This is a genomic window from Caballeronia sp. LZ001, from assembly GCF_031450875.1.
In the GTDB taxonomy this organism is placed as follows: domain Bacteria; phylum Pseudomonadota; class Gammaproteobacteria; order Burkholderiales; family Burkholderiaceae; genus Caballeronia.
In genome coordinates, this window is sequence record NZ_JARTVX010000004.1 from 1,776,013 (window position 1) to 1,798,103 (window position 22,091).

The 22,091-nt window shown below is 56.3% G+C and carries 40 protein-coding genes; 28 read left to right on the forward strand and 12 right to left on the reverse strand.

All coding sequences use genetic code 11. The features are described 5' to 3' along the window. Positions 1-214 precede the first annotated feature (214 nt). The 10 genes from P9292_RS19005 to P9292_RS19050 all read right to left on the reverse strand — a co-directional run bounded on the left by P9292_RS19005 (position 215) and on the right by P9292_RS19050 (position 4,910). Positions 215-697, reverse strand: a complete 483-nt coding sequence (locus P9292_RS19005; RefSeq protein WP_309960712.1) for an HNH endonuclease — start codon at positions 695-697, stop codon at positions 215-217. A 272-nt stretch (positions 698-969) separates the two neighbouring features. Beyond that, entirely contained in the window at positions 970-1,143 is a 174-nt protein-coding gene (locus P9292_RS19010; RefSeq protein ID WP_309960714.1) for a hypothetical protein, read from the reverse strand. 184 nt (positions 1,144-1,327) lie between these two features. Further along, the gene (locus P9292_RS19015) at positions 1,328-1,819 is read right to left on the reverse strand and encodes a hypothetical protein (protein WP_309960718.1); all 492 of its coding nucleotides are present in this window, start codon (positions 1,817-1,819) and stop codon (positions 1,328-1,330) included. 94 nt (positions 1,820-1,913) lie between these two features. Beyond that, a complete protein-coding gene (locus P9292_RS19020) occupies positions 1,914-2,531 on the reverse strand; it encodes a DUF559 domain-containing protein (protein WP_309960721.1) in 618 nt (205 codons plus the stop codon). Continuing rightward, a complete protein-coding gene (locus tag P9292_RS19025) occupies positions 2,528-3,151 on the reverse strand; it encodes a hypothetical protein (RefSeq protein WP_309960725.1) in 624 nt (207 codons plus the stop codon). The genes P9292_RS19020 and P9292_RS19025 overlap by 4 nt, the downstream gene beginning before the upstream one ends. Next, positions 3,126-3,677, reverse strand: a complete 552-nt coding sequence (locus P9292_RS19030) for a hypothetical protein (protein ID WP_309960728.1) — start codon at positions 3,675-3,677, stop codon at positions 3,126-3,128. The genes P9292_RS19025 and P9292_RS19030 overlap by 26 nt, the downstream gene beginning before the upstream one ends. Further along, the gene (locus P9292_RS19035; RefSeq protein WP_309960729.1) at positions 3,646-4,038 is read right to left on the reverse strand and encodes a hypothetical protein; all 393 of its coding nucleotides are present in this window, start codon (positions 4,036-4,038) and stop codon (positions 3,646-3,648) included. Before P9292_RS19035 ends, P9292_RS19030 begins: the two co-directional genes overlap by 32 nt. A gap of 96 nt (positions 4,039-4,134) precedes the next feature. Next, positions 4,135-4,398, reverse strand: a complete 264-nt coding sequence (locus tag P9292_RS19040) for a hypothetical protein (RefSeq protein ID WP_309960731.1) — start codon at positions 4,396-4,398, stop codon at positions 4,135-4,137. Positions 4,399-4,482: 84 nt separating this feature from the next. Continuing rightward, complete coding sequence (locus P9292_RS19045; RefSeq protein ID WP_309960733.1) at positions 4,483-4,668, reverse strand: hypothetical protein; 186 nt, start codon at positions 4,666-4,668, stop codon at positions 4,483-4,485. Further along, positions 4,665-4,910 (reverse strand): YdaS family helix-turn-helix protein, encoded by a 246-nt coding sequence (locus P9292_RS19050; RefSeq protein WP_309960735.1) that lies wholly within the window; start codon positions 4,908-4,910, stop codon positions 4,665-4,667. Before P9292_RS19050 ends, P9292_RS19045 begins: the two co-directional genes overlap by 4 nt. On the opposite strand from P9292_RS19050, the gene P9292_RS19055 reads away from it, so the two are divergent. The 25 genes from P9292_RS19055 (at position 4,909) to P9292_RS19175 (ending at position 17,391) form a co-directional block, all read left to right on the forward strand. Then, positions 4,909-5,337, forward strand: coding sequence for a helix-turn-helix transcriptional regulator (locus P9292_RS19055; RefSeq protein ID WP_309960738.1), 429 nt, complete (start codon positions 4,909-4,911; stop codon positions 5,335-5,337). The two genes, P9292_RS19050 and P9292_RS19055, sit on opposite strands and share 2 nt — an antisense overlap. 136 nt (positions 5,338-5,473) lie before the next feature. Continuing rightward, entirely contained in the window at positions 5,474-5,824 is a 351-nt protein-coding gene (locus tag P9292_RS19060) for a Rap1a/Tai family immunity protein (RefSeq protein ID WP_309960741.1), read from the forward strand. A 155-nt stretch (positions 5,825-5,979) separates the two neighbouring features. Further along, positions 5,980-6,129, forward strand: a complete 150-nt coding sequence (locus tag P9292_RS19065; protein WP_309960744.1) for a hypothetical protein — start codon at positions 5,980-5,982, stop codon at positions 6,127-6,129. 4 nt (positions 6,130-6,133) lie between these two features. Next, positions 6,134-6,262, forward strand: coding sequence for a hypothetical protein (locus tag P9292_RS19070; RefSeq protein WP_309960747.1), 129 nt, complete (start codon positions 6,134-6,136; stop codon positions 6,260-6,262). A gap of 144 nt (positions 6,263-6,406) precedes the next feature. Continuing rightward, positions 6,407-6,580 carry a hypothetical protein gene (locus P9292_RS19075; RefSeq protein WP_309960750.1) on the forward strand — a complete coding sequence of 58 codons (174 nt, stop codon included), beginning with the start codon at positions 6,407-6,409 and terminating at the stop codon, positions 6,578-6,580. A 151-nt stretch (positions 6,581-6,731) separates the two neighbouring features. Then, positions 6,732-7,151: a hypothetical protein gene (locus tag P9292_RS19080; RefSeq protein WP_309960753.1), complete on the forward strand. Its 420-nt coding sequence runs from the start codon at positions 6,732-6,734 to the stop codon at positions 7,149-7,151. 407 nt (positions 7,152-7,558) lie between these two features. Next, a complete protein-coding gene (locus tag P9292_RS19085) occupies positions 7,559-7,867 on the forward strand; it encodes a hypothetical protein (protein ID WP_309960756.1) in 309 nt (102 codons plus the stop codon). After that, complete coding sequence (locus tag P9292_RS19090) at positions 7,860-8,381, forward strand: hypothetical protein (protein WP_309960759.1); 522 nt, start codon at positions 7,860-7,862, stop codon at positions 8,379-8,381. The genes P9292_RS19085 and P9292_RS19090 overlap by 8 nt, the downstream gene beginning before the upstream one ends. 11 nt (positions 8,382-8,392) lie before the next feature. Next, the gene (locus tag P9292_RS19095; RefSeq protein ID WP_309960762.1) at positions 8,393-8,581 is read left to right on the forward strand and encodes a hypothetical protein; all 189 of its coding nucleotides are present in this window, start codon (positions 8,393-8,395) and stop codon (positions 8,579-8,581) included. Next, a complete protein-coding gene (locus tag P9292_RS19100) occupies positions 8,578-8,931 on the forward strand; it encodes a hypothetical protein (protein ID WP_309960766.1) in 354 nt (117 codons plus the stop codon). Before P9292_RS19095 ends, P9292_RS19100 begins: the two co-directional genes overlap by 4 nt. 119 nt (positions 8,932-9,050) lie before the next feature. Continuing rightward, positions 9,051-10,022, forward strand: coding sequence for a recombinase RecT (locus P9292_RS19105; RefSeq protein ID WP_309960770.1), 972 nt, complete (start codon positions 9,051-9,053; stop codon positions 10,020-10,022). After that, positions 10,019-10,654 carry a YqaJ viral recombinase family protein gene (locus P9292_RS19110; RefSeq protein ID WP_309960773.1) on the forward strand — a complete coding sequence of 212 codons (636 nt, stop codon included), beginning with the start codon at positions 10,019-10,021 and terminating at the stop codon, positions 10,652-10,654. The genes P9292_RS19105 and P9292_RS19110 overlap by 4 nt, the downstream gene beginning before the upstream one ends. After that, positions 10,651-11,046 carry a recombination protein NinB gene (locus P9292_RS19115; RefSeq protein ID WP_309960776.1) on the forward strand — a complete coding sequence of 132 codons (396 nt, stop codon included), beginning with the start codon at positions 10,651-10,653 and terminating at the stop codon, positions 11,044-11,046. Before P9292_RS19110 ends, P9292_RS19115 begins: the two co-directional genes overlap by 4 nt. Then, positions 11,043-11,564, forward strand: coding sequence for an HNH endonuclease (locus P9292_RS19120; protein WP_309960779.1), 522 nt, complete (start codon positions 11,043-11,045; stop codon positions 11,562-11,564). The genes P9292_RS19115 and P9292_RS19120 overlap by 4 nt, the downstream gene beginning before the upstream one ends. 324 nt (positions 11,565-11,888) lie before the next feature. Beyond that, the gene (locus tag P9292_RS19125) at positions 11,889-12,410 is read left to right on the forward strand and encodes a hypothetical protein (RefSeq protein WP_309960781.1); all 522 of its coding nucleotides are present in this window, start codon (positions 11,889-11,891) and stop codon (positions 12,408-12,410) included. Then, a complete protein-coding gene (locus tag P9292_RS19130; RefSeq protein WP_309960784.1) occupies positions 12,407-13,012 on the forward strand; it encodes a hypothetical protein in 606 nt (201 codons plus the stop codon). Before P9292_RS19125 ends, P9292_RS19130 begins: the two co-directional genes overlap by 4 nt. Further along, on the forward strand, positions 13,009-13,503 hold the full coding sequence (locus P9292_RS19135; protein WP_309960787.1) for a hypothetical protein: 495 nt from the start codon (positions 13,009-13,011) through the stop codon (positions 13,501-13,503). The genes P9292_RS19130 and P9292_RS19135 overlap by 4 nt, the downstream gene beginning before the upstream one ends. Continuing rightward, entirely contained in the window at positions 13,500-13,724 is a 225-nt protein-coding gene (locus P9292_RS19140) for a hypothetical protein (RefSeq protein ID WP_309960789.1), read from the forward strand. The genes P9292_RS19135 and P9292_RS19140 overlap by 4 nt, the downstream gene beginning before the upstream one ends. Beyond that, positions 13,725-14,249, forward strand: coding sequence for a Lar family restriction alleviation protein (locus P9292_RS19145; protein WP_309960791.1), 525 nt, complete (start codon positions 13,725-13,727; stop codon positions 14,247-14,249). It begins immediately after the preceding gene. Then, positions 14,246-14,881, forward strand: coding sequence for a hypothetical protein (locus P9292_RS19150; protein ID WP_309960793.1), 636 nt, complete (start codon positions 14,246-14,248; stop codon positions 14,879-14,881). Before P9292_RS19145 ends, P9292_RS19150 begins: the two co-directional genes overlap by 4 nt. Beyond that, positions 14,878-15,309, forward strand: coding sequence for a hypothetical protein (locus P9292_RS19155; protein ID WP_309960795.1), 432 nt, complete (start codon positions 14,878-14,880; stop codon positions 15,307-15,309). Before P9292_RS19150 ends, P9292_RS19155 begins: the two co-directional genes overlap by 4 nt. Further along, on the forward strand, positions 15,306-15,896 hold the full coding sequence (locus P9292_RS19160; protein WP_309960797.1) for a hypothetical protein: 591 nt from the start codon (positions 15,306-15,308) through the stop codon (positions 15,894-15,896). The genes P9292_RS19155 and P9292_RS19160 overlap by 4 nt, the downstream gene beginning before the upstream one ends. Next, entirely contained in the window at positions 15,897-16,088 is a 192-nt protein-coding gene (locus tag P9292_RS19165; protein WP_309960799.1) for a hypothetical protein, read from the forward strand. A gap of 2 nt (positions 16,089-16,090) precedes the next feature. Then, on the forward strand, positions 16,091-16,330 hold the full coding sequence (locus P9292_RS19170; protein WP_309960801.1) for a DUF4224 domain-containing protein: 240 nt from the start codon (positions 16,091-16,093) through the stop codon (positions 16,328-16,330). Positions 16,331-16,332: 2 nt separating this feature from the next. Next, positions 16,333-17,391, forward strand: a complete 1,059-nt coding sequence (locus tag P9292_RS19175; RefSeq protein WP_309960803.1) for a tyrosine-type recombinase/integrase — start codon at positions 16,333-16,335, stop codon at positions 17,389-17,391. Here the strand turns inward: P9292_RS19175 and P9292_RS19180 are convergent. Then, positions 17,354-17,923, reverse strand: a complete 570-nt coding sequence (locus tag P9292_RS19180) for a response regulator transcription factor (protein WP_309960805.1) — start codon at positions 17,921-17,923, stop codon at positions 17,354-17,356. The genes P9292_RS19175 and P9292_RS19180 overlap by 38 nt on opposite strands. A gap of 501 nt (positions 17,924-18,424) precedes the next feature. Between P9292_RS19180 and P9292_RS19185 the strand changes: the two genes are divergently transcribed. The 3 genes from P9292_RS19185 to P9292_RS19195 all read left to right on the forward strand — a co-directional run bounded on the left by P9292_RS19185 (position 18,425) and on the right by P9292_RS19195 (position 21,589). Further along, positions 18,425-19,735 (forward strand): MFS transporter, encoded by a 1,311-nt coding sequence (locus P9292_RS19185; protein ID WP_309960807.1) that lies wholly within the window; start codon positions 18,425-18,427, stop codon positions 19,733-19,735. Between the two features lie 122 nt (positions 19,736-19,857). Continuing rightward, a complete protein-coding gene (locus tag P9292_RS19190; RefSeq protein WP_309960809.1) occupies positions 19,858-21,315 on the forward strand; it encodes an MFS transporter in 1,458 nt (485 codons plus the stop codon). A 106-nt stretch (positions 21,316-21,421) separates the two neighbouring features. Beyond that, positions 21,422-21,589, forward strand: a complete 168-nt coding sequence (locus tag P9292_RS19195) for a hypothetical protein (RefSeq protein WP_244828474.1) — start codon at positions 21,422-21,424, stop codon at positions 21,587-21,589. A gap of 220 nt (positions 21,590-21,809) precedes the next feature. Here the strand turns inward: P9292_RS19195 and P9292_RS19200 are convergent, their stop codons facing one another. Next, on the reverse strand, positions 21,810-22,082 hold the full coding sequence (locus P9292_RS19200) for a hypothetical protein (protein ID WP_244828475.1): 273 nt from the start codon (positions 22,080-22,082) through the stop codon (positions 21,810-21,812). Between the last annotated feature and the right edge of the window lie 9 nt (positions 22,083-22,091).

The window sequence follows — 22,091 nt, forward strand, 5'->3', positions numbered from 1 at the left end:
GCGTCATCTCGATCCTTACCCGTTCTGATAGACCAAAGTCGCAAGAGACATACGCCGATTCGATGAGATGGCTCTACCCCCATGCGATAGCTCTGGAGAGTGCTGCGCGGGATAGATGTGATTCGAGAGATTTGATAAAGCGACCCGCCGCTCTCACAAAGATCAGTGAGAACACGGAACCAGTCGACCGCCTGATCGAGGTCATCCACCACATTCACACGGAAGTCTGTGCCGAGGGGTACGCGAATTCCCCGAAGAACTGGCGTGCCTTACTGCAATATGCCAAGTGAGCTTCTTCAGGAGTGTCGTAGGTGCCGATGTAATAGTGCTTTCCATGGGCATCGATCTGTGCCACCCAGCGACTGCCATAAGACGCACGAGTCACGCCTTTGAAGCCGCTGGTGTTGGTCGAAAGTCGCCCTCTGTTCCACAAGTTCTGCTGACGCGTACAGAGCCGCATGTTTTCCCGGCGATTGTCTAACCGGTCTCCGTTTATATGATCGACTTCGACCTTACCGCCGGGGGTAAGCCACATAAGTCGCCGGTGCATGTATTCAACGCCGTTTTTCCGGTTTGACCTCACATTGCGCCGCGCGTAACCGCGAGAGCTGATCGACCACGTGAATACCGAGAGTTCCTCAAAGTCAGCGTCGTCCACTTTGATCTCTTCGCCACGGCGTGTTTTGATGATTTTCATGGTCTTTCCGGATAAGTGAGGGGATTCGGGAACCTTCACGGCGGGCGGCTGGGAGGATCGCTCCTACCGGCTAGCACGGCATCAACCGCCCTGCGTGAAAGCGCTCGTTTCGTGAACGACTCGCCGCGACGTGCGCGGACCTGGTTGTTATCTGGCGACCATCTTTTCCAAGACGTTTCTGTAGAACTCGTTAAGCGTCTTCTGTGCTTCTTTTCGCAGCGGATGCCAGACTGGCAAAGCATCCACAATCTGCCGAGCTTGCTGATAGGTCATCATTGACCTGCCCGCCGCATCAAATCGTTCAGATCGCGCGCGGATTGATCGACTTCAGCACCCTTGCGCACGAGCGCCGGCACTTCAGCCTTGGTGATTTCGTGCGACTGCGGCGTATAAACGGCCGTGATGCGGTTCTTGGTCGGGTCAAAGTAAAGAACGGTGTCTGGCATGGTCAATTCCTTCCGTAGGTGTGAGGGTCGGTGTGATGCCAACGGTCCATAACTGTCTTGTCCCGTCTCCACATCAGGTAAGCGACGAACGGCGTGGGGCCTTGCCCGGTGATCAGCCCCGTACTGCAATACCAAACTCCGCCGATTTTTCGAATCGCAGGTTTTCTTTCTGGCATGCAGAGAGTCATACGAGGTTCCTCGCGGCGTAGCGTGCAATCAGAATTGCGTCGGCCCGTCCGTCATGCTTGGCAAGCGGGCAGTAATCGCGGCCATACAGCTCGCGTGCGATCTTCAGGCTCTGCTCTTTCGTGTTCGACGCGGCCGTTTTCTTGATGCCGTACGTCGCCTGCCAAGCGCGCGGCGAGATGAACGCGACGTCCAGCCGGTTCAACTCCATGACCGTGCGGATAACCGCCTTCGTGGCTTCGAGAGAGCCCATCGTCTGAACGCTGCCGCCCGCAAACGTGTTCAGGTCTTCCATAACCACGAGCGCCGTCTCATCGGCCGGCACGCGCGCTCGGATCAGCTTTTGCAGCGCCACCGGGTCAATTTCATTTTTGACCTTGCCGGTGCGCATCGCCTGCCGGATCGGCATGTCGTCAACCTTGAGCGATTCGCCGTGCATGAAAGCGATGGCGCCACGGACTCCCGGGTCTACGGCAACGATCAGGGTCATCGCGCCACCTTCACGGGTTGCGGTTGCGGCGGCACCCACTGCCGACGAGGAACGCCCATGACGGCGAAATAGGCATCGAAGTTTTCGGGCAGCATTACGCGGTCTCCTCTTGCAGATCCTTGAACTCGTCACGAAGCTGTCGCATGACACCAGCCGTGGTGTTTTGCAACCAATAGTTCTCATAGTCCTCAGGCATCTCTTCGCCCTTCTCGATGAGATCGGAAGGTGAATCGATGATCTTCGAGCAGCGCCAACCTGGAATGCGAATGACGCGCCAGCCCATGCGTGCAAAATCGCGATCGCGAACGGCGTCTTTCTTTGCGTCGTGGTATGCCGCGCCGTCGCATTCGATGGCGACACGCGCAATAGGATTTGCAAAATCCGCAAAATACCGACCGACCGGAAATTGAGGCCATAGAGGCAGGCCGTTAGCTCGAATGTCACACCAAAGATCCGCTTCGATCGGCGTGAAGAGATGGATCCAGTCAGCTATACGGTACGGATCACAGTCCATCCACGAAGAAAATCCCTCGTCGACCTCAAGTTGATATGTCTTGTAATTCGCCCTGATAGCTTTAAAGCGCTCACTCAATGACATATGCGCAGAAATTGGCTGATATTCGAATCCGCGCTCGAAGTGCCGCATAACTTTTGACCAGTCCACTGTACGAATCCCGGAATTTGCGCAGCGTCTCATTTCTCCTGACGTCATTTCGTCTCCCAAGGTTTGCGGCCGGCGTTTCTATAACCTTCAAGAACACCGGCCCGGATCTTTGCGTATGCGCCACGAAGTTCATCGTCTTCGCACGTGTCAATTACCAGCTTCCCTTCTTTCGAAGAAATCGCGTCCGTAGCGCATCGAATTACTTCGAACGGCAACGCAGATCCAGATCTGGATGTGCTTCGCATGAGGACCAGATAAGCCCACTCTGCTGTTCGTTCCTTTGGCGCCATGGCATCAGCTATCAGCGCACGCATCCGCCGCATGTTTGCCTGGACAACCGCTGCCTCTGCCTTGGTTTGATCTGTAAGAACCGGCGCGACCGGAGTTTCGTTCGCACGCATCTGCTTACACAGCGCAAAAAACTCTGGCAGGGTTGGCGGGAATTTCAGAGTCAGCATGGCATCCACGCCTGCTTTAAGTTCGGCGTTCGAAAGCCGTCTCAAGCCCTTTCCCCACTCCACCTTTACGCCAGCTAGATCGACGTCGCGCCACTTATCGAGAAAGGTGTTCCCCCACATACGAGACATTTTTTCGAACAACGCTGTAACCCAATGCTCAGGGGCAGCATCTGCCGGCCACGTTTCAGCCGAGGAATTTGACATGTCCATTTATGACCTCGGGGAACTGGGTTTCGCGGGCGACCGATCGGCCGGTGAGAACTTCATAGGCATTGCGTCTTGAGTCGCTTTTTGCATCCGAAGATGTCGCAGAACGAGAAGCAGCAGATGCTGGCAATGGATCGTCTTCCCACCGTCGTTGGTTAAGCCACGTCGAAGCGAACGGAATAAATTTGCCTCCATCACGAACCCACTGCTCGCAGACCTTGAACTTATCCAATCCAGCCATCACGGTTTGAAGCATGTCTTCAGAGACAACGACCTTCTCGAACGCCTTTTGAGCAGGCACCTTTGAATCCTTGCGAGGGTAGTTTTTCCAGAAAATCGAGAAGGCTTCTTCTTTCTCGATTCGAGAAGGTTTCTTCTCGATTTCTTTCTCGATTTCCTTTCTCGATTCTTTCTCGATCGGGTTTTCTCGCGCGCACGTTGATGTGGTTTTGGTTTTGGTTTTTGTATTGGTTTTGGTTGTTTTACCACCTAAAAACCTAAAAAACCTTGGAAATACAACCCCCCCCAAACCCCCCCCCATCCGTTTTTTCGAGAAGGAATCGAGAAGAATCGAGAAAGGTTTCCGAGAAGGAATCGAGAAGATTTTCGTTGGATTCGAGAAGACTACCTTTCTCGATTTCTTTCTCGATTTTCACCAACCAACCCGCATCGAGAAGCGCTTTCGAGAAACCTTCGAGACGAACGAAGTTGTCGATCCATTCACACGTGATGCCAAGCGCGAGCCCATCCGAGAGATGGCGATCGGCCCAACTCCAAATGTGGTGAAGACGACCGACTATGCTGAATTCGTCGACGTTGAGACGTGCCGCGATCGTGATGACGATCGGGTCTTCTGAAAGGTCTGTGCTCATTTTTATCCAGTCGTCCATTTCATTTCTCGGCCATGCCTTCAATGCGATTCGACAGGCCGAATAGCTTGCCGAGGTGCGACCAAATCGCATCGCGCTTAAAGATCGTCTTCACATTCAATCCCACGTCAGTTGCTCGACGTTTTCGAGCTGTGCGAGATGGTCGCGGGCCAGTTCCAGAAGTAGCTGAACCTTGCGCGGCGGAAAACATTGCATCTCGCTCGGGACTACCTTCAGCCCGAGCGCGGCAATGATCGTCAGCGCGCGCGTCATGTCTTTCTCATCGCTCATGAAGCGAGAGACGGTTGATCCGTCCACGCCCACTGCAAGAGCAATGTCGTTTTGTCCAATGCGTGCAGCGCGTTGCATAGCGAGCGACATGAAGATGCGTGCCTTTGTGTTCACTTCACTGGAAACTGCTTCCACGGTTCACCCCGGTGTTGTTCTTGTCTCGGTGGTTTTGATTTAGGCGGTCAGCTCTTTGGCTAACTCACGTTGGATTTGCTTGAGCGCATTGATTCGATCTTTCGCCCGTTGTGCGTTGCGCTTAGCGCGACAGTCGAAACAAAACGCGGCTTGAACGTGTTGGGCGCTGATGTCGCATTCACACATGACGCAACGACGGTCAAGACGCGGCATGGTCTTTTTCATGCCGTCACCTGTATTTCGTGAGTTGTTGAGCGCAAAAAAGCCCAGTCAACTCGTTCGTTCAACTCTTCACAGCGCACTGCGCCATGGCAGAGCTTTTCAATTTCTGGGCAATGTTCAGCAGGCACACGTCGATCCGCATCCTTCCATTGCTGGACGGCTGCGCGAGAAACGCCCAACTTATCGGCGAGGCCTTTGACCGTCAGGCCGGCCGCCCTAATTGCGCGGTCGAGGGGATGTTCCATGTCTGTTTCCGTTAAGAATGAGCCTGACGGTAATGATAGAAATTCTGTCGCTGAAACGCAAGCTTTTCTGTCACAACGCAAGATAGATAATCTTTACAATTCAGAGATGAGTAAAAATGACCCGCTTGGAACGTTGCTCAAAGACGCACGTTGGAAACGTCACCTGACGCAGCAGCAGTTGGCTGATGCGATGGACCTAACACGAGCAAATATTTCTGCGTGGGAGAACGGCCTACATCGTCCGAACATCAAACAGCTTTTCCGTTTGTCGAAGCTGTTGAATATCGACTGGCATATGTTGATGTCGAATGCCCATGGTGACGCTCCACCGGGATTCGATTGGGATACCCCGGAGCCAGATGAGCAACCCGAAGTCCTCTCATCGCCTCCGCGTTCACCCAAACCAAAAAGCCGGCACGAGAGGTGACTGATTGGCCCTTTAGTTTTCCTCGATCGGTCCTGGATAAAGTTCCGCCTCATCGCATGCGAGAACTAGAGCTGATAATGCTTGGCTTCATTACCGAAGCATCAATTCGGACACGGTTGGAAACTGACCTCGACGAATGAACCCCAAAAAATTGGTTGCTACGGCATTGCTGCTTGCTTCCTCGACGGCTTCAGCGACAGATGGAAACACGCTGTACGAATGGGGTACCTCAGATAGCCCTGTGGAAAAAGGCTTGTTGTTGGGGTACATATCAGGCGCCGTTGAAAATGGGTTTTTCCAACAACGATCACAGGGCCTTGTTGGCGAAAATAGCGTGGTCCCACGCTACTGCCTACCCAAAAACGCGACCGCCGCTCAGGGCGTAGACGTCGTGGTGAAATACCTCCGGGATCACCCTGAAGAACGAGCTTTCGCGGGAGCTCAATTAGTATGGTCCGCCTTCATCAAAGCCTTCCCCTGCCACTGACGGCTCTACCTTAGCAAGACACCGATATCCACCACCGCAAGGTCGTGGATATTTTTTCTATCGTTGACGACAGATTCTCTTGCATCGTCGCGACAGATTGTCTATCATCACTTCACGGTCGCAGAACAAGTCGACCACAGACCTGAGGTGACCAAATGCTCCAGCTTGTGATTTTTCTGGCTCTCTTGCCCGCAGCGATCGGCACGCTGTTCTGGATCGGTGCGTTTCTCATGGGCGCAGTTGTATGGCTGTTTTCGCTTCCCTTCGTAGTCCTCGGCGCCGTGTGGCGTGCCTTGAAGGTGTGACGCCATGTGGAAGCACACCTATCACGATTTCAAGTACGGAATCGTCGAGTCGCTCGACTTCATCTGCACTACAGGGCACGCGATTCATGAACGTTTTCGCACGATTCACTACGACGAGGTGGTCTGGTGTTAGCCCCCGACTACGAGAACGACTTCGACGACCTTGCTGAACCTCCGCGCTATTGGTGCGAGGACTGCAGAGCTCACAGACTTTTCTACTACGGCATATGCGGTCTTCCGATCTGCCGTGTCTGCTTACCGAAAGACGGAGATTGAAATGAAACAGATTCGAATGATGGAGGCAATGATCGATGCGCTTGAAATGATGGATCAGTACTTCAAAGGAGATTTGGGAGAAGAGGAAACAAAGCTTTTAAGGAAGGTCGTTATTCCTCTTCGCCTTGCAATGATCCGCACTGACCTTCGTGAAGCGCAAAGGGTGATCGCATGAGAGCCGTCACCGAAAAGGAACTTGAAGACGCTCACCGCATTGCGGCTTACGTAACAGTCAGCGTCGCTGCTGTCTTCTTCGCTGGCTTGATCGCGGCTTTCTTGAATTAACCGCAGCGCGACGGTTTCGCGCATCAAACGAGGAGATTCACATGTTTCGCAAAGCAATCGTGGTACTGGCAGTCGCATCGACCTTCAACGTTGCTCACGCAACCGACAGCTTCAACGTTGGCGCCGGCTTCAGCAGCTCGGTCACGCTCTCGGGCGGTTCAATGGCATCGAGCGGCTCGAACGGAAATGGCTTCTCGCAGCAGTCGTCGAACAGCGCCGCATCGGGTTACGCCGCTGGCGGCACGGCGATGGGCGGCGGCGCAGTCGGTTCGTATGCGTACAACGGCGTTGGCGCTATCGGCGCGGGCGGCTCGTTCTCGGGTGCGGTCGGCGGAAGCAACACGACGTCGACGAGCAACGGCTACACGTCTGGCGACGGGTACGGCGCTACCAAAGGGGGGTCGGGAGTTGACTACTCGGCCGGCGGCTGGTCTGGCCTGAACGGCTCTTACGCCTACTGAGGTTCGACATGTCCACAGTCAAAGAGATGACTGGTCAGAGGTTCGGGCGACTAGTCGTATTGCACCGTGCGCCTGATCGTGTTTTGTCATCTGGGCGGCGGCTCGTGAACTGGGCTGTCCGCTGCGACTGCGGACGCGAGAAAGAAGTAATGGGATCAGATTTAAGCCGAGGCGACACGAGAAGTTGCGGATGTTTCCGTGAAGAAGTAAAGGGCGACAGTCGAAGGTCTCACGGTATGTCATCAACAAGGACTTACCGCATTTGGCAAAACATGCTTACCCGTTGCACAAACCCGCGCGTGGCTCATTACGCGTCGTACGGTGGGCGTGGAATAGACGTATGCGATCGCTGGAAGTCCTTCGAAAACTTCCTAGCTGATATGGGGGAAGCTCCTTCTGACATGAGCATGGACCGTATCGACAACGACAAAGGCTATTCGCCTGAAAACTGCCGGTGGGCCAGTTCATTCGAACAGAGGATTAACCAGCGCGTACGTCGATCTAACAAGATCGGAATCACCGGCATCTTCTGTCGACCGGAGAGCGGCGCTTTCCGCGTCGTGCTTCGTCGCCACGACATCAAGCTGATTGATGTCACGACCCACGACTTTTTTGAAGCTTGCTGTCTCGTTAAATCTTTTGAAGCAAGAGAGGCCTTGGGCGCTACCAACACCCAAGGCCAGACCCCCACTCAGGATGGAAGTCGCCATGAATAAATCCACGGCAGCAGTGATTTTACTCTCACTCAGTATCAGCCATGCATATGCGCAAAGCAACGCATCAGCGACGCAGCAAAGCACGTCGCAAGCTGCGAGTTTCGGGACGCTCAACATGTCTCAGTCGCCCGCCGATCAGCACCTTAGCGAGACGGTTCGCAATGTGTCTGCCCCGGTTCTCGGCGCCTACGCCTCGTCATTTTCACAAATGAATTGCTCCAGTACGACGCAAGGAGGCTTTGCAATCGCCGGCTTCAGCGTAGCAGGCGGGACGTCTACTGAAAGCAAGTCGTGCGTGCTGGAAGTCGCTGCAGCTGAGATGGCGCGCCAGGCTTTCAACGATCCCGAGAATCGCCAGAAGCTTATGAATGCATCAATCGGAGTGCGTTGCCAAGTAAGTGAAGAGGTCTACAACGCGATGATGGATGCGGGCTTTGTTTGCAAACGCAAGCCAAAGTCCGACGAGAGCCGCACTGATACGCAACCCGAATCCACCCGCATCGCTGGCAACTAAGGAGACCGACCATGCGCGACGCCTACGAACAGCAACGGAAGCTAGCCCTGCGCGAGATGGCGCGCTTGGTTGATGCAGCCGAGTTTGACCCGCACATGATCGCTCGGGAAGAAGCGATCAAGCAGCTCGGTAGCAAGTGGCTGCTCCACCCTAGCAACCGCGTGCAACGCCGCACGACTCCTTACGGAAGCGCCAAATGAGCCGCCCTTACAAGCCCGAAATAACCGATGACCATATTATCGCTCGCCTGCAGATCATCGGCAAAGCAACGGTTCATCAACTAGCGAACCGTCTTCAAGAAACCGATGACCGCGTGCGCGTAAAGCTGATTCGCATGTTGTCGCACGGCAAGGTGGCCAGGAAGCGTGAGAACAACTCGAACTCGTTTTTCGAGTACTTCCTGCCGACGAAGCAAGAGCAGATCGCAAACGGTGAATTCGAAGTTGCAACACCGTTAATCGGCATCACGATGACTGGCGAATTGACTGGCTACGTGGCCGAATTTGAGCGCAGGACGGCCCTGTGCATGACCTTGAGGAGAGCAGCATGAGTACCTTTCAAATCGTTCTGAGCGCTTGGCTGGCTGCCGCCGTGCTCTCTTTTCCTCTTCATTCGCGGCGCGACCCACTCGCCGACAGAACAACAACCAATCGGCGAGGAAGTAGAAGCATGAGCACCGCAATCACCACGATCAGCAACGACATCTACGGCGTGCGTGCCGACTTTGAGTCGGTGTCGGTCGATCGTTCCATCAACTTCGAACGCGAAGCGGGTTTCGCAATCCAGATTCTCGGCGCCAACGAATACGCGCTTGGCGTCGCGATGAACAATCGCCAGTCCGTTATCGATGCCGTGACGAATATTTCGGCAATCGGCATCAGCCTAAATCCGGCCAAGAAGCAAGCGTATCTGGTGCCACGCGATCGCAAGATTTGCCTCGATATCAGCTACATGGGTTTGCTGGATCTTGCTGTCGCATCAGGCTCGATCATGTGGGGTAAGGCAGAGCTCGTTCGTGAATCTGACGACTTCCGTCTGAACGGTTTTGACAAGCCTCCTGCGCACGAGCGTAACCCGTTCGCCAAGGATCGCGGCGAAGTCATCGGCGTGTACGTCGTCGTCAAGACGCATAGCAGCGACTATCTGACAGAAACAATGACGATCGACGAAGTCAATGCCATCCGTGACCGTTCGAGCGCATGGAAGGCATGGATTACCAAACAAAAGTCCTGCCCTTGGGTAACCGATCCGGGTGAGATGGCGAAAAAGACTGTTATCAAGCGCGCTTATAAGACGTGGCCTAAGACTGAGCGTCTTGATCAAGCAGTCGACTTTCTCAACACGGAAGGAAATGAAGGGCTCGAATCGATTCGCCAGCAGGCACAGACTGGCTGCCCCGAAGACATTCTGTCGTCATGGTGTTCAAAGGCAAAGACCGCACAGAGTTCCTCCGATCTCGAAAGCGTATGGACGCAAGGCTTGGCCGCCATCAAGCCGACGAAAGACATGCGGGCCTATGAGCGCTTCAAGGCGACCGTGGCGGCACGAGGAAGCGAACTGAAGGCGCAAGACAGCAACACGATCGACATGCCAGGACGTGAGCCTGGCTCGGACGATGAGCAACCGGGAGAACAGCAATGATCCTGATCGAATGCATGCAAGGCACAGAGGAATGGCACAAGGCGCGCTGCGGCGTTATCACTGCCAGCAAATTCCGCGGCGCGGTCGACGTCACGAAGAAAGGCGAGCGCACTGCGAAATCGACGCTGTATGCCGCCCAAGTTGCGCTTGAGCGCATCAGCGGCGTTGCCAACGACGAAACCTTTGTCACGTGGCAGATGAAGCGCGGTACCGAGCTAGAGCCGGCCGCACGCATGGAGTACGAAGCACTCACCGGCAACTTCGCAACTGAGTCCGGCGTTGTGCTCACCGACGATCGCCTCTTCGGATACTCAACCGATGGGTTCATTGGCGACGACGGATTGATCGAAATCAAGAGCCTGGCGAGCGCCGAAAAGATCGTTGCGATGTGGCGCGACGGCGATATGTCCGACTACATGCATCAGATTCAGGGCGGCCTGTGGATCACTGGTCGCAAATGGGCCGACTTCGTTATGTACTGCCCGCAACTCGAATCGATCGGCAAGCAGATTTTCCACCGTCGCGTCGAGCGTGATGAAGCATTCATCGAGCAGCTCGAAAAAGACTTGGTCAGCTTCGCAAAACTCGTCGATGAGAACGAGAGCGTGTTGCGCGAAGCGGTGCCAGCGTGAGTAAGACGTTCGTCCTCAGGAATCCGGACATCGCGCATGAGTTGATCGCGTTCCTGAAGGCTCACGCCGGTCCGAATGCAAGCGCGGGGCATCCGCTTGCAGTGACGGTTGCCACGCATAAGCAAGCCAGGTCTGCAGATCAGAACCGACTTCTGCATGCTCTACTCAATGACATTGCGCAGCAAGCCGTCATCGGCGGCAAGCAATACGAAGTCGATGTCTGGAAAGAGATCGTACGTTGCAAATTCATCGGCACCGAAGAAATAAGTCTTCCAGATGGAACGCGTATCGAGCGTGGCATGAGTACAAAAACGCTTGGAGTTGGGGACTTTTCCAACCTTATCGAAATAGTCCGTGCTTGGGCTCAAACCGAATTGGGGGTTGAAGTATGAAAGAGATACGACTGACCAAGGGGGCAATCGCCTTGGTTGATGACGAAGACTATGAGCGAATAGCAAAACATCGCTGGTGTATGAGTTGTGGCTACGCCCTCCGTGGCACTACCGTCGCAGGACACACTGTTCAACGGCTCATGCATCGAGAAATACTTCGCCTCCCCTCCGATGACAAAAGACTAATCGATCATCGTGATGGGAATAGGTTGAACAATCAGAAATCAAATCTTCGGATATGCAACAAATCTGAAAACAGCAGAAACCGATTAGCGCCAAAGAACAACAAAACTGGTTTTAAGGGCGTTTGCCTTTGCAAAGCCACCGGACGTTATAGAGCAACCATCAACGTTTCAGGATCGAAGCAAATCCACCTTGGGTACTTCGACACTGCCGCCGCTGCGCATGAAGCTTACTCGAAAGCAGCGCCTAATTTTCATGGCGAGTTTGCTAACAATGGATTGAACCAATGCCTGTCCGCACCTGGCTTGGCGAAGGGCGACAAGGTAGAAGCCTAAGACCACCGGGCGCGTATCGCACCCGCGCCCATAAAGGAGAAGAACGTGATCGGACAAGCTTTTATTGCACGAGGTGAGAAATGAGTGCCAGCGTAGTTATCGATGGCCGTCAATTTCGAGAGGGGCATCCCGACGCGTGGAGGTTTGGCGTCGTAATCCAGCAAGAGCATCCACATCCGTCGCTCGTTTTGATCGAGTGTCAACCTCGGGGGCGAGAGCGCAAGGTAAGACAGATATGGTGCAGCCCAACGTGGCTTTTGAAAGACACATCTGAGCTGCGAGAGCGGCTGAAGCAAATAGGCCTTATTGCCTAAGGAGAACAAGATGAACACGAAGACGCAAGATGCATACGTGATTGATGCGCTAATTGCAGCGGGGCACGTCTCTAAAGAGAAGGTCGATGAAGCGTATGCGTTAGCAGAGAAGTACGCCCTAGACGCGAGCGAGAAGACGCAAGACGCAGAGCGGGAAACGCTGCTCGATGTTTTTAAAATCGCCATTGGGTGGCTTGCTTTGAAAGGTTACGAAAGCGATGCGAAGGAACTGGCCTCTAGAGGCCGCGCTGCCCTAGACGCGAGCGCGGAGCCTGTGGTTTGGCGATATTTCGATGGGGAAGGAAATTATCAGTATTGCGAAGATGCTCCAAGCGATTCGAGCGTTTATCACGCATCGCTTTACGGGCGTAAGTTTGAACCGCTCTTCACTCGCACAAATAAGAAGACGTTGAGCGATGAGCAAGAGGAATCGATTATCTATGCAGCCGAATGGCTGTCTCGATCAGAAGACATTGGCAATCGCAAGCATGCCGAGCGACTACGCGCAATCATTGCGGAGATGAATAAATGACTGACCGAGAATTTGAAGAGGTTCGACAACTTCTGTTTAGCGTGGTACCCATCGGCCAATACCACGACGTGCTTGAGGCTCTTAGCGATATTCGAGCGACGAGCGACAAGCAAGAGGCGATGCATACAGACGATAAATCGGTCGACCGCTTCGCCCAAGCAATGAAAGAGAAGATGGCAGCAGCACGCGCTAAAGGTCGCGGCGGATGGGAGCAATGCTCGCCGGATGATTTGTCACGCATGCTCCGTGAGCACGTCGAAAAAGGCGACCCGCGCGACGTGGCTAACTTCTGCATGATGCTTTGGAACAATGGCGCAGGTATTTCCAAGGAGAGCGACAAGCAAGAAGCGGAACGGGACGCAATGAAGCAGCGCGGCCTAGACGATCAAATGCGTCGTTTGCGAGAGCAAGACGCAACCAAACCCCGCGAGGATGGCTGGAAAGGCGATCCGGACGTGACGAGTGACAAGCAAGACAGGATCGATGAGGATTGGCTAGAGCAGTTCCACGATGCGGCGATGACCTATCGGGTCGTGAGCGTTACTGAAGCCCCTGCCGCTTTTGACTATCTGGTGCAGATCGCCAAGGGAGCGAGCAAATGACTAACAAAGACAAAACCGCCGAGAAAGCGTTTGACGCCTTTGCGAATCGTTACGACCATGAATCCAACGATTGGCTGGATATGAACGTTCAGACATTCTTTCAGGAGGGATTCAAAGCAGCCATCGAATCCCGCGTACTAGCAGAGAGCGACAAGCAAGAGGCGGTTGGCGAAGTCTTGCTAATCGGAAAGGATGCCGACCTGAAGGAAGTCGCGTGGCGCAAGGGCAAGATGCCGCCTGTCGGAACAAAGCTCTACGCCCACCCCATCGCATCCGCTGATGTGCGCGATGCGGAGACCCCTAAGCAAAGTTGGGTAAGTTGGGCTAGCGATGAATTGATCCGGCATCGAGCCAAAGGAAGTGCGGATGAGTTGCAAGCAAAACGATTCCATATGGCAGTTCAGCTTGGTCTGCTTGAGTTTGAAGATGTGGAGCAAATTGACGCCGCCATCGCAGCTAACCGCGCATCCGAGGAAGGAGAGAAATCGTGAAGAGATACACATTTACCGTCGATGTGACTTCCGTTAGCGGCTATCAAGTTTATTACGTAGACGCGGACAACGAGGATGATGCGCGCACAGAAGTTCAACAAGGCGGCGGTGTTTTTGTATTCGAAGAATTCAGCGTTGAAGACCTTGGAACGTTCGAGCTATCTGACGTTTCAGACATTCCGGAAGACGAGAGCGCATCCAACAATTGCGGAGATGAATAAATGACTAAAGACCTAAAGCCCTGCCCGTTCTGCGGACGTGATGCCGAATGTCTGCATATCTACGCTGGCGAGGAAATCGTTCGTTGCGAAAACGAAGGTTGCCACGTTCGCCCTTGCGTAACGAGCGACGACATGGATACCTCGATGGCCTTGTGGAATCAGCGCGTAATGAGCGACAAGAAAGAGGCGAAGCCGCGTCGTTCGCTTGAAGTTATGCAGGCAGTGAGCGCGGAGCCAATGGTTCGTTACTGCCCAGGATGCGGCAGTGTCGGTGAAGTAAGCCCGAAATTTCGAGACTGCTGCCCGGACGGATCAAGCGCTCGCATGGTGCCCGAGAATTTCGCTAAACAGTGCCAAGATACATTCCGTTTGGCGATACAGAAGATATGCACACCAGAGGAAAAGACGTTGAGCAACGAAAAAATCTTAGCGCTAGTTCGGCACTATGCAATTGATCATGAATTATGGTCTGAAAGTAGAACACTTGGTTTCGCACACGCAATCATTACGGAGATGAATAAATGACTGACGAACAGATCGATTTTTTATGGCGCATTGTTCGCGATGCAAAGCGGTGGAAAATGGCGAGGAAGTACAAATACGTCACCGACCTTGAAAAACGAGCTATCGACGCCGCTATCGCCAAGGGAGCCGAAAAAATGGCTAAAAGCGGCAAGCAAGCCGGTTGCGATTGCGGTCCTACGTGCGAAGACAAGGGCGGAGCATGTCGTTATGTCGAAAACAGCGACAAGCAAGAGGTGGCTCCGAAGCTACTCGATTTGATGCGTCAAGAGTCCAGCCATGAAATTGGGGCCGGTGGTATTGCTGAGAGCGACAAGCAAGAGGCGGAAATCACGCAGTTGATTGACGAGCGTGACAGCTTCGAACATATGGGCACTGTGCTGGCTAACCGGGTTAGCGAACTCCTTGGCGTCGACGTGGGCGAATGGACTAGCAATAACAATCCGATATTTCGTGCGATTCACGCTATCGAAGATCGGCAGGAGAGCGACAAGCTAGAGGTGGTGGCGTGGGCTGTGTTTAGCAAAAACGGCTACGCGAAATATGTCACGACCGATGCAGAAGAAGCTGATAGATGGGTTAAAGAGTGGGCCGACGTTCGGCCGCTCTACGCTTTCGACAAGGATTCGAAATGACTGATGAGCAGCTTGGCAAGCTATGGAACGTCGCTCGTTATCAAGGCTCCTGGGAGTCGTTTGTAAAGACGGCCCGCGAGTTCGCACAGAGCGACAAGCAAGAGGCGGCACAGCCGATAAGCGATGCCATGATGGATTTAGTAGACCGGCTCGGCAGCGAGGCTAAGAACGTCGATCCGCGCGCGTGGGATCACATGCTTGTATATGTCCCGAAAGCGGAAACGAAATCGCCTGACGGCATCAGCTACGAACACCTGTTCGAACTGGCGAACATGTGCGGTCTTATCGGCGCGTACAGCGTAAAGGAAGTGAACGACAAGGTCGTCGGATATGCGCGGGTCGTTCTCAACGACAGCGCCGTACAGGAAGCATTCGTTCGAGCAAACCGACGTGCACTTGTCACATCTCCCGACAAGGATTTGAAATGACTAAAGAGCAGAAATATGCGTTGCGAATGGCAATAGCGGCTTTCCAAATCGCTGATATGCGCAAATACATTCCGCATATCGAGTCCATCCTTGCCGAGACGAGCGACAAGCAAGAGGCTCCGTATAGCGCGCCATTCACAACGGACGTTCCGCATTGCTGCGGTGATCCTGAGAACTGCAACGATCCGTGTGGACCATTCGAAACGAGCGACAAGCAAGAGGCGGATGATAACGAGATTGCGTGCTCTTCGTGCGGTCTTACGATGAGGGAAGCCCGAATTATTGTCGCCCACCCCATCGCATCCGCTGATGAGGAAAGGGAGATTGATCGACTGCGAAAAATTGCATGGTTGATTGCGAGCATTTTTGCTTATGGGGACTTCAAAGCTGAGACATATAACGAACGCAAGTTGGAAAAGTTGCTCCGAGAAAATGGGACATTTTTTTCATCCGGGAAAGAATATGACGCCGCCATCGCAGCTAACCGCGCATCCGAGGAAGGGGGTTCGCACGACTATAAGCGGTCGGACGGCGTATGTATCGAGTGCGGGGAATTGAGCGCATCCACCGACACGAAGGAGAAGTAGATGACCTATCAAGAATGGATGAACCAGCACCTTCTCACGACGGGCCATATGCCGACGCACTGGAGCACATGGCAAGCAGCCGAGCGACAAGCGTTCGCAAGAGCAATTGCAGCATGCGATCAAATTGACCTCGTTGGTGCTGACGAATGTATTGACGCAATCCGCGCTTTGAATGAGAGCAAAGAGGGTTAGACATGAGCGATCGATTAATGAGCGCCGAAGACCTCGCGCGCGTGACCGGCAAGAAGACTTCGAACAAGCAGGCTGAATGGTTTTTCGAGGAATTCGGCGTGCGCATCGTGCGCTGTGGCGATGGTAGCCCTGTCATGACGTGGGCCACGTTCCAGGCACTGATGGACAAGCGTGCTGGTTTATCATCCGGTGGCCAGCCTCCCAAGAAGCGCCTCGTCCTCGTATCCGATAGCAAACTCTGAACATGAACGCACGCCGCCGCACCGTCCCTGACGGTCTTCCAAACCGCGTCTACCAAAAGAGCGGGAGCTGGTATTGGTACCCGAAGCATGGCCCGTGGATTAAGCTCTGCCGCGTCGACGAAGGCGCGCGCAAGATGCATGAGCGTCTAGCGGCCGAGATGAAGAAGCGAGAAGGTAACAAGGGGACAGGAAATATCCCCGCGCTCGTTGACCTCTACATCGAGGCCAAAAAGGTAGAACATCGCGAGAGGGGATGGCCCAATTACGGAAACCCAGTAAAGAAGGATTTCGCGAATGCTGACATCGAGGACGCGGACACTTCTGCCGTCGCTCGATTCCTTCGGAACAATTGGGCTGACAAGCTCTCAATGCAGCGGGCGATGCGCGCATTCATGAGCGGGTTCTTTCAATGGTGCCGGGAAGAAGGCTACTATGATCAGCCCAATCCCCTCACGGGCATGCGCATTGTCTCGCCGCGCCCGCGTCAGGTGTATATCCCGAACGATCATTTCGAAGCCATTCGGGCGAAGATCGACACGCCGATGATTCTATGCCTGGTCGATCTGTGCTATCTGACGTTGCAGCGTTCGACTGAGATTCGAGATTTGCGCTGGCGCAAGACTGACGACAAGACAGCGAACTGGGTAGACCGCGAGAATGGCGTCATCCACTTCATTCCTTCGAAGACCCGAGAGTCGAGCGGCATCGCCATTGACTGGCCGATCACCGACGAAATCGAAGCCGTGCTCGAGCGCGCGCGCACGACAGGCAAGGTCAAGTCGCCCTACGTGGTGCATAACCGTTCCGGGGGTCACTACATAAACAACCACGCGCTCAGGATATGGCAGCGCGCCTGCCGCGCTGCTGGCCTGGCAGAGTACGGCTACACCATCAAGGACATTCGGGCCAAGGCAATGACCGACGCGAAGGCTCAGGGATACGAGATGGATGCTCTGATGATTGCCGCCGCGCACAGCGATATTGCGACGACGAAGGTCTATATGAAAGACCGTAAAACGCCGCTCAGCAACATTCATCTGAAGCTTCCAAAAACCGCCTGATATTAGAAACGAAGTCAGGAATATTAGAAGCGCCTTGCTGGTATTGGGTTTGCAGCCGATTTAACTGAGCGCCGCTCAACTGCACCGGACGGCCGCGCACCGTGACGGCTTGCTGACGCGAGTCGAAGCGATACGGCCCGACTTCGAGGCAAGCGCTCGACGTGGTTGGATACGCCCGGCGGATCAGCGCTTCGATGCGCGCGCCGAATTCGCCCGGGCGCACCGGATAAACGACGTAATCGTCCGCGCCTGCCGTCAACGCGCAAACGACGTTGTGTTCGGCGCCGTCGGGCGTGGCGAACATGACCGGCACGCGCTCGCCGAAGCTGGAGCGCACGGATTTGAGCAGGTCGAGACCGCACAGACCGGATGAATTCCAGTCGAGAATGAGCAGATCGACCGTGGAACGCGAGAGCGCCTTGGACAACTGAAGGCCGTCGCCAAAGGTCACGCACGCGTGACCAAGCCGCTTGACGACGTCGCTGATGAGATTTCTATAACTTGGGTCGGTTTGCAAAACGGCGACGCGCATAGGGTCTGGCCTGATGAGTCTGAGGGGCAATAAGCAGATGCCTTGTCGAACGGGCACCGCAGGACGTCTCGTTACAGACTGAGACGGTTAAATACAGGCGGCATTCTGGGCAGACCTGTTTCCCTTTCCCATCGGACTCATCCGAATTTGTCAACGCATGTGACGATTTCGACACCGTGTCGCACGCACAACCATCTCGAAAATAGATCGGCCGTTCTGCCGGAGGTGGCCTTTCATCCTGTAACATCGCGCGTCTGGCTTGAACGTCCCCGTTTGCGAGCTCTTACCGATGCCTCGCAAAGGAACGCTGCCGCGCGACTCCGAGTCGTTCGCGCAGCGCGGCCGCCGGGCGCGATAGGACAATGCGTCCGTCGGGCTCATCATCCGGTCCTTGATTCGCGCTCACCCGGCGCGTCTTGAAAAGCCGCAGGACAACGCCTCTTCTTGCGCGGCACGTCCCGACACGTGCGCGGCTCTTTTCATTTACGGGTTCTTTTTTCGATGCACGCAACACCTCTGCCCGGCGCCTCGGACACCACGAGCGCCGCGGGCCGCCGTCTCACGCGCGGCGACTATAAAACGCTCACCCTCGCCGCACTTGGCGGCGCTCTCGAGTTCTACGACTTCATCATTTTCGTGTTCTTCGCGCCGGTGATCGGCCAGCTGTTCTTTCCCGCCACGATTCCTGACTGGCTGCGGCAACTGCAGACTTTCGGCATCTTCGCGGCGGGTTATCTTGCCCGGCCGCTGGGCGGTATCGTCATGGCGCATTTCGGCGATCTGCTCGGCCGCAAGCGCATGTTCACGCTCTCCGTGCTGCTGATGTCGGTGCCGACGCTCCTGATGGGCCTGCTGCCCACTTACGCTTCGATTGGCATGATGGCGCCCGTTCTGCTGCTCCTCTTTCGCGTGATGCAAGGCGCGGCCGTCGGCGGCGAAGTGCCTGGCGCGTGGGTTTTCGTGTCGGAGCACGTGCCGAGTCGTCATGTCGGCTACGCGTGCGGCACGCTCACGGCGGGACTGACGGCCGGCATTCTGCTCGGTTCGCTGGTCGCGACCGCGATCAACAAGAGCTTCGTGCCGGCGCAAGTCGCGGACTTCGCGTGGCGTCTGCCGTTCCTGCTCGGCGGATTATTCGGGCTGTGCTCGGTGTATCTGCGACGCTGGCTGCATGAAACGCCCGTGTTCGCCGAACTGCAAAAGCGCAAGTCGCTTGCCGCCGAGATTCCGCTCAAAGCCGTGCTGCGCGATCATGGCCGCGCCGTGATCGTGTCGATGCTGCTCACGTGGATGCTTTCCGCGGCTATCGTCGTGGTCATTCTGATGACGCCGACGCTTCTGCAGAAGCAATTCCACATCGCGCCGGCGACCGTGCTCGCGGCCAATTGCGTGGCGACGCTGTTCTTGACCATCGGTTGCGTGCTGGCGGGCGCGATTGCGGGGCGCATCGGCGCGGGCAGGACGATTTTCATCGGCGCGATTGCGCTCGGCGTGTCGTATTACCTGCTGTTCCGGCAAGTCTCGCTCGATACGTCCGTGCTCTTGCCGTGGTACGCGTGCGCGGGCTTCACGGTTGGCGTGATCGGCGCGATTCCGTTCGTCATGGTGAAAGCGTTTCCGCCCGCCATTCGCTTTTCGGGCATCTCGTTTTCGTACAACGTCGCATATGCCGTTTTCGGCGGACTCACGCCGATCGTCGTTTCGCTGATGATGAAATCCAGTCCGATGGCGCCCGTGATCTACGTCTGCGCGCTGTGCGCGGTGGGCGCGGTGACTACGCTGTTTATCCGGGAAGCGGCGGTCGAGGCCTGAACGGCGGGCCTGATCCGATCACGCAACGCGCACTCCCCGTGAGTGCGCTTTTTTCGCCTTGAACCGCCACGTTTCACCCGTGCCTGAAACATCGAGCGCGCGCCGCGTCTAGCATTGAGGGCATGAACTCGAACCTCGATCTCGATCCCAAAACGGCGCGCCTGAGCGCGCGTCAGGTGCTCATCGTTGCCGCCACCAGCGTCGGCTTCGTCGTCTCGCAACTCGATGTATCCATCGTCAATGTGGCGCTGGCGAGCATCGGTCACGACCTGCGCGCGAACGTCGCGAGTCTGCAATGGACCATCGACAGCTACGCGCTCGCCTTTTCCGCGCTGATGCTTTCCGCCGGCTCGCTCGGCGATCGCATCGGCGCGCGGCGGCTGTTTGCGGGCGGGCTCGCCTTGTTCGCGCTGGCGTCGCTCGCGTGCGCGTTCTCGCGCGATGCCCCGCAGTTGATCGCGGCCCGCGCGCTGCAAGGAATCGGCGCGGCGGCGATGCTGCCCAATTCGCTCGCGCTGCTCAACGCAGCCTGCGGTCACGATCCGCGTTTGCGGGCGCGCGCGGTGGGTCTGTGGACGGCTGCGGGCTCGATTTCGATCGCGGCCGGGCCGATCGTCGGCGGTGTGCTGATCGCGGCGTTCGGCTGGCGCAGCATCTTCTGGGTGAACGTGCCGATCTGCGCGGCGGGCATAGCGGCGACGCTCGCGTGGGTCCGCGAAACACCCGCGCAACCTGGAACCGGTCGCGGCGCGCGCGGTATCGACCTGCCCGGTCAGGCGCTTGCCGTGATCGCGCTCACGGCGCTCGTCGGCGCGGTCATCGAGATGCGGCCGCTCGGACTCACGCATCCGCTCGTGCTCGGCGGGGTTGCGCTGGCGTTGCTGGCGGGCGCGTCGTTCGTCGTGATCGAAGGCCGCACACGCTCGCCGATGCTTCCGCTCGCGCTCTTCAAGGAGCGCACCTTCAGCGCGGCGGTGGTGTTCGGTATCGGCGTGAATCTTACCTACTATGGGATGGTGTTCGTGCTGAGTCTGTACTTGCAGCGCGTGCTCGGACATACGCCGTTGCAGACCGGTCTCGCTTTTCTGCCGCTGACGGGCGGCTTTCTGCTGTCGAATCTGGCGAGCGGGCCGGTCGTCGCGCGTTTCGGCTCGCGTGCGCCGATGATCGCCGGCGCGCTTATCGACGCCGCCGGTTTCGCGGCGCTCGTTTTCGTCGATGCCCACACGCCCACGCTCGCGCTCATCGTGCCGTTCCTCCTGATTCCAACCGGCATGGGCGTCGCGGTTCCGGCAATGACCACCGCGCTTCTCGGCACGGTCGGGCAGGAGCGCGCGGGCACGGCGTCCGCAGTATTGAATACGGCGCGGCAGGCGGCGGGCGCAATCGGCGTGGCGGCATTCGGCGCGCTCGCGGGACATGGCGAAGGCGGCGCGGCAACGGCGCAGATCGTCGACGCGGTGCACTGGTCGGCGGGCATATCCGTGGCGCTTCTAGTCTGCGCTTGCTTCAGCGGGTTTCTCGTGCGCGATGCGCGTGGCAATCGCCCTATGAGCGCGGCTCGGCAGGCGACGGAATAATGCGACGAGACTCGGGAACGCGCGTTGCAGACGCATGAGGGACGCCCGGCATCGACGAAACCGTGCCGGTCACACACGAACTGCATACTCTGGAGAACACCCCATCATGTCGACGATGCCCCGCTCACCCGAAGAGCCGATGGAACCAGACCCGGACAAGCTGCTCGACCCCGACGCGGCGCCGAATCCCGATGATCCGGACATGCCCGATGGCCCGGATTCAGCGACGCCACTGGTTCCCGCCGATCCGAGGAATGGGCAGCCGCGCCTTTGAACACGCGCGTTGTTCGAGCGGCGCTGCTTTCGTGAAACGGACCGCGCGGATCCGCTGAATTCCGGCGCCGGTCGAGGTCACGCCTAACTGACCGCAGAGACGGCAGGCCGAGAGCCTAAGCAGCGCGCTATGTGGCTCGCACTATCATCCAAACACAGAAAGCACAACGCCCGCGCGACCGAAGATCGCCGCGCGGGCGTTGTTGCCGTCTAAACCAGAATTACAAATTCGTAGTTTGCACGGCACCCGTCTGCAGGGCGCGCTCGATCAAGCCTTCCTCCTGCGCCCGCTTCACGGCATCCGCGACGAACGTATCCGGCGCCTCGACTTCCGCTTTGATGGCACCGATAATGCCGCCCGCCTCCACGATCACGAGCGATTCCGCCGAATCCGCCCGGCTGATGATGACGCGCCGGGGACCGCCGCCGTCCGCGATACTCGCGCAGAACTGCATGCTTTGCCCGCCGATTACTTGTTCGAATGTTTGAATCATCGCTGTCTT

What these genes read in the sequence shown, in the direction of transcription:
- P9292_RS19005 (WP_309960712.1), bottom strand. Translation starts at nt 697, where the DNA reads ATGAAAATCATCAAAACACGCCGTGGCGAAGAGATCAAAGTGGACGAC.
- P9292_RS19010 (WP_309960714.1), bottom strand. Translation starts at nt 1,143, where the DNA reads ATGCCAGACACCGTTCTTTACTTTGACCCGACCAAGAACCGCATCACG.
- P9292_RS19015 (WP_309960718.1), bottom strand. Translation starts at nt 1,819, where the DNA reads ATGACCCTGATCGTTGCCGTAGACCCGGGAGTCCGTGGCGCCATCGCT.
- P9292_RS19020 (WP_309960721.1), bottom strand. Translation starts at nt 2,531, where the DNA reads ATGACGTCAGGAGAAATGAGACGCTGCGCAAATTCCGGGATTCGTACA.
- P9292_RS19025 (WP_309960725.1), bottom strand. Translation starts at nt 3,151, where the DNA reads ATGGACATGTCAAATTCCTCGGCTGAAACGTGGCCGGCAGATGCTGCC.
- P9292_RS19035 (WP_309960729.1), bottom strand. Translation starts at nt 4,038, where the DNA reads ATGGACGACTGGATAAAAATGAGCACAGACCTTTCAGAAGACCCGATC.
- P9292_RS19040 (WP_309960731.1), bottom strand. Translation starts at nt 4,398, where the DNA reads ATGTCGCTCGCTATGCAACGCGCTGCACGCATTGGACAAAACGACATT.
- P9292_RS19045 (WP_309960733.1), bottom strand. Translation starts at nt 4,668, where the DNA reads ATGAAAAAGACCATGCCGCGTCTTGACCGTCGTTGCGTCATGTGTGAA.
- P9292_RS19055 (WP_309960738.1), top strand. Translation starts at nt 4,909, where the DNA reads ATGTCTGTTTCCGTTAAGAATGAGCCTGACGGTAATGATAGAAATTCT.
- P9292_RS19050 (WP_309960735.1), bottom strand. Translation starts at nt 4,910, where the DNA reads ATGGAACATCCCCTCGACCGCGCAATTAGGGCGGCCGGCCTGACGGTC.
- P9292_RS19060 (WP_309960741.1), top strand. Translation starts at nt 5,474, where the DNA reads ATGAACCCCAAAAAATTGGTTGCTACGGCATTGCTGCTTGCTTCCTCG.
- P9292_RS19065 (WP_309960744.1), top strand. Translation starts at nt 5,980, where the DNA reads ATGCTCCAGCTTGTGATTTTTCTGGCTCTCTTGCCCGCAGCGATCGGC.
- P9292_RS19070 (WP_309960747.1), top strand. Translation starts at nt 6,134, where the DNA reads ATGTGGAAGCACACCTATCACGATTTCAAGTACGGAATCGTCGAGTCG.
- P9292_RS19075 (WP_309960750.1), top strand. Translation starts at nt 6,407, where the DNA reads ATGAAACAGATTCGAATGATGGAGGCAATGATCGATGCGCTTGAAATG.
- P9292_RS19080 (WP_309960753.1), top strand. Translation starts at nt 6,732, where the DNA reads ATGTTTCGCAAAGCAATCGTGGTACTGGCAGTCGCATCGACCTTCAAC.
- P9292_RS19085 (WP_309960756.1), top strand. Translation starts at nt 7,559, where the DNA reads ATGGACCGTATCGACAACGACAAAGGCTATTCGCCTGAAAACTGCCGG.
- P9292_RS19090 (WP_309960759.1), top strand. Translation starts at nt 7,860, where the DNA reads ATGAATAAATCCACGGCAGCAGTGATTTTACTCTCACTCAGTATCAGC.
- P9292_RS19095 (WP_309960762.1), top strand. Translation starts at nt 8,393, where the DNA reads ATGCGCGACGCCTACGAACAGCAACGGAAGCTAGCCCTGCGCGAGATG.
- P9292_RS19100 (WP_309960766.1), top strand. Translation starts at nt 8,578, where the DNA reads ATGAGCCGCCCTTACAAGCCCGAAATAACCGATGACCATATTATCGCT.
- P9292_RS19105 (WP_309960770.1), top strand. Translation starts at nt 9,051, where the DNA reads ATGAGCACCGCAATCACCACGATCAGCAACGACATCTACGGCGTGCGT.
- P9292_RS19110 (WP_309960773.1), top strand. Translation starts at nt 10,019, where the DNA reads ATGATCCTGATCGAATGCATGCAAGGCACAGAGGAATGGCACAAGGCG.
- P9292_RS19120 (WP_309960779.1), top strand. Translation starts at nt 11,043, where the DNA reads ATGAAAGAGATACGACTGACCAAGGGGGCAATCGCCTTGGTTGATGAC.
- P9292_RS19125 (WP_309960781.1), top strand. Translation starts at nt 11,889, where the DNA reads ATGAACACGAAGACGCAAGATGCATACGTGATTGATGCGCTAATTGCA.
- P9292_RS19130 (WP_309960784.1), top strand. Translation starts at nt 12,407, where the DNA reads ATGACTGACCGAGAATTTGAAGAGGTTCGACAACTTCTGTTTAGCGTG.
- P9292_RS19135 (WP_309960787.1), top strand. Translation starts at nt 13,009, where the DNA reads ATGACTAACAAAGACAAAACCGCCGAGAAAGCGTTTGACGCCTTTGCG.
- P9292_RS19145 (WP_309960791.1), top strand. Translation starts at nt 13,725, where the DNA reads ATGACTAAAGACCTAAAGCCCTGCCCGTTCTGCGGACGTGATGCCGAA.
- P9292_RS19150 (WP_309960793.1), top strand. Translation starts at nt 14,246, where the DNA reads ATGACTGACGAACAGATCGATTTTTTATGGCGCATTGTTCGCGATGCA.
- P9292_RS19155 (WP_309960795.1), top strand. Translation starts at nt 14,878, where the DNA reads ATGACTGATGAGCAGCTTGGCAAGCTATGGAACGTCGCTCGTTATCAA.
- P9292_RS19160 (WP_309960797.1), top strand. Translation starts at nt 15,306, where the DNA reads ATGACTAAAGAGCAGAAATATGCGTTGCGAATGGCAATAGCGGCTTTC.
- P9292_RS19165 (WP_309960799.1), top strand. Translation starts at nt 15,897, where the DNA reads ATGACCTATCAAGAATGGATGAACCAGCACCTTCTCACGACGGGCCAT.
- P9292_RS19170 (WP_309960801.1), top strand. Translation starts at nt 16,091, where the DNA reads ATGAGCGATCGATTAATGAGCGCCGAAGACCTCGCGCGCGTGACCGGC.
- P9292_RS19175 (WP_309960803.1), top strand. Translation starts at nt 16,333, where the DNA reads ATGAACGCACGCCGCCGCACCGTCCCTGACGGTCTTCCAAACCGCGTC.
- P9292_RS19180 (WP_309960805.1), bottom strand. Translation starts at nt 17,923, where the DNA reads ATGCGCGTCGCCGTTTTGCAAACCGACCCAAGTTATAGAAATCTCATC.
- P9292_RS19185 (WP_309960807.1), top strand. Translation starts at nt 18,425, where the DNA reads ATGCACGCAACACCTCTGCCCGGCGCCTCGGACACCACGAGCGCCGCG.
- P9292_RS19190 (WP_309960809.1), top strand. Translation starts at nt 19,858, where the DNA reads ATGAACTCGAACCTCGATCTCGATCCCAAAACGGCGCGCCTGAGCGCG.
- P9292_RS19195 (WP_244828474.1), top strand. Translation starts at nt 21,422, where the DNA reads ATGTCGACGATGCCCCGCTCACCCGAAGAGCCGATGGAACCAGACCCG.
- P9292_RS19200 (WP_244828475.1), bottom strand. Translation starts at nt 22,082, where the DNA reads ATGATTCAAACATTCGAACAAGTAATCGGCGGGCAAAGCATGCAGTTC.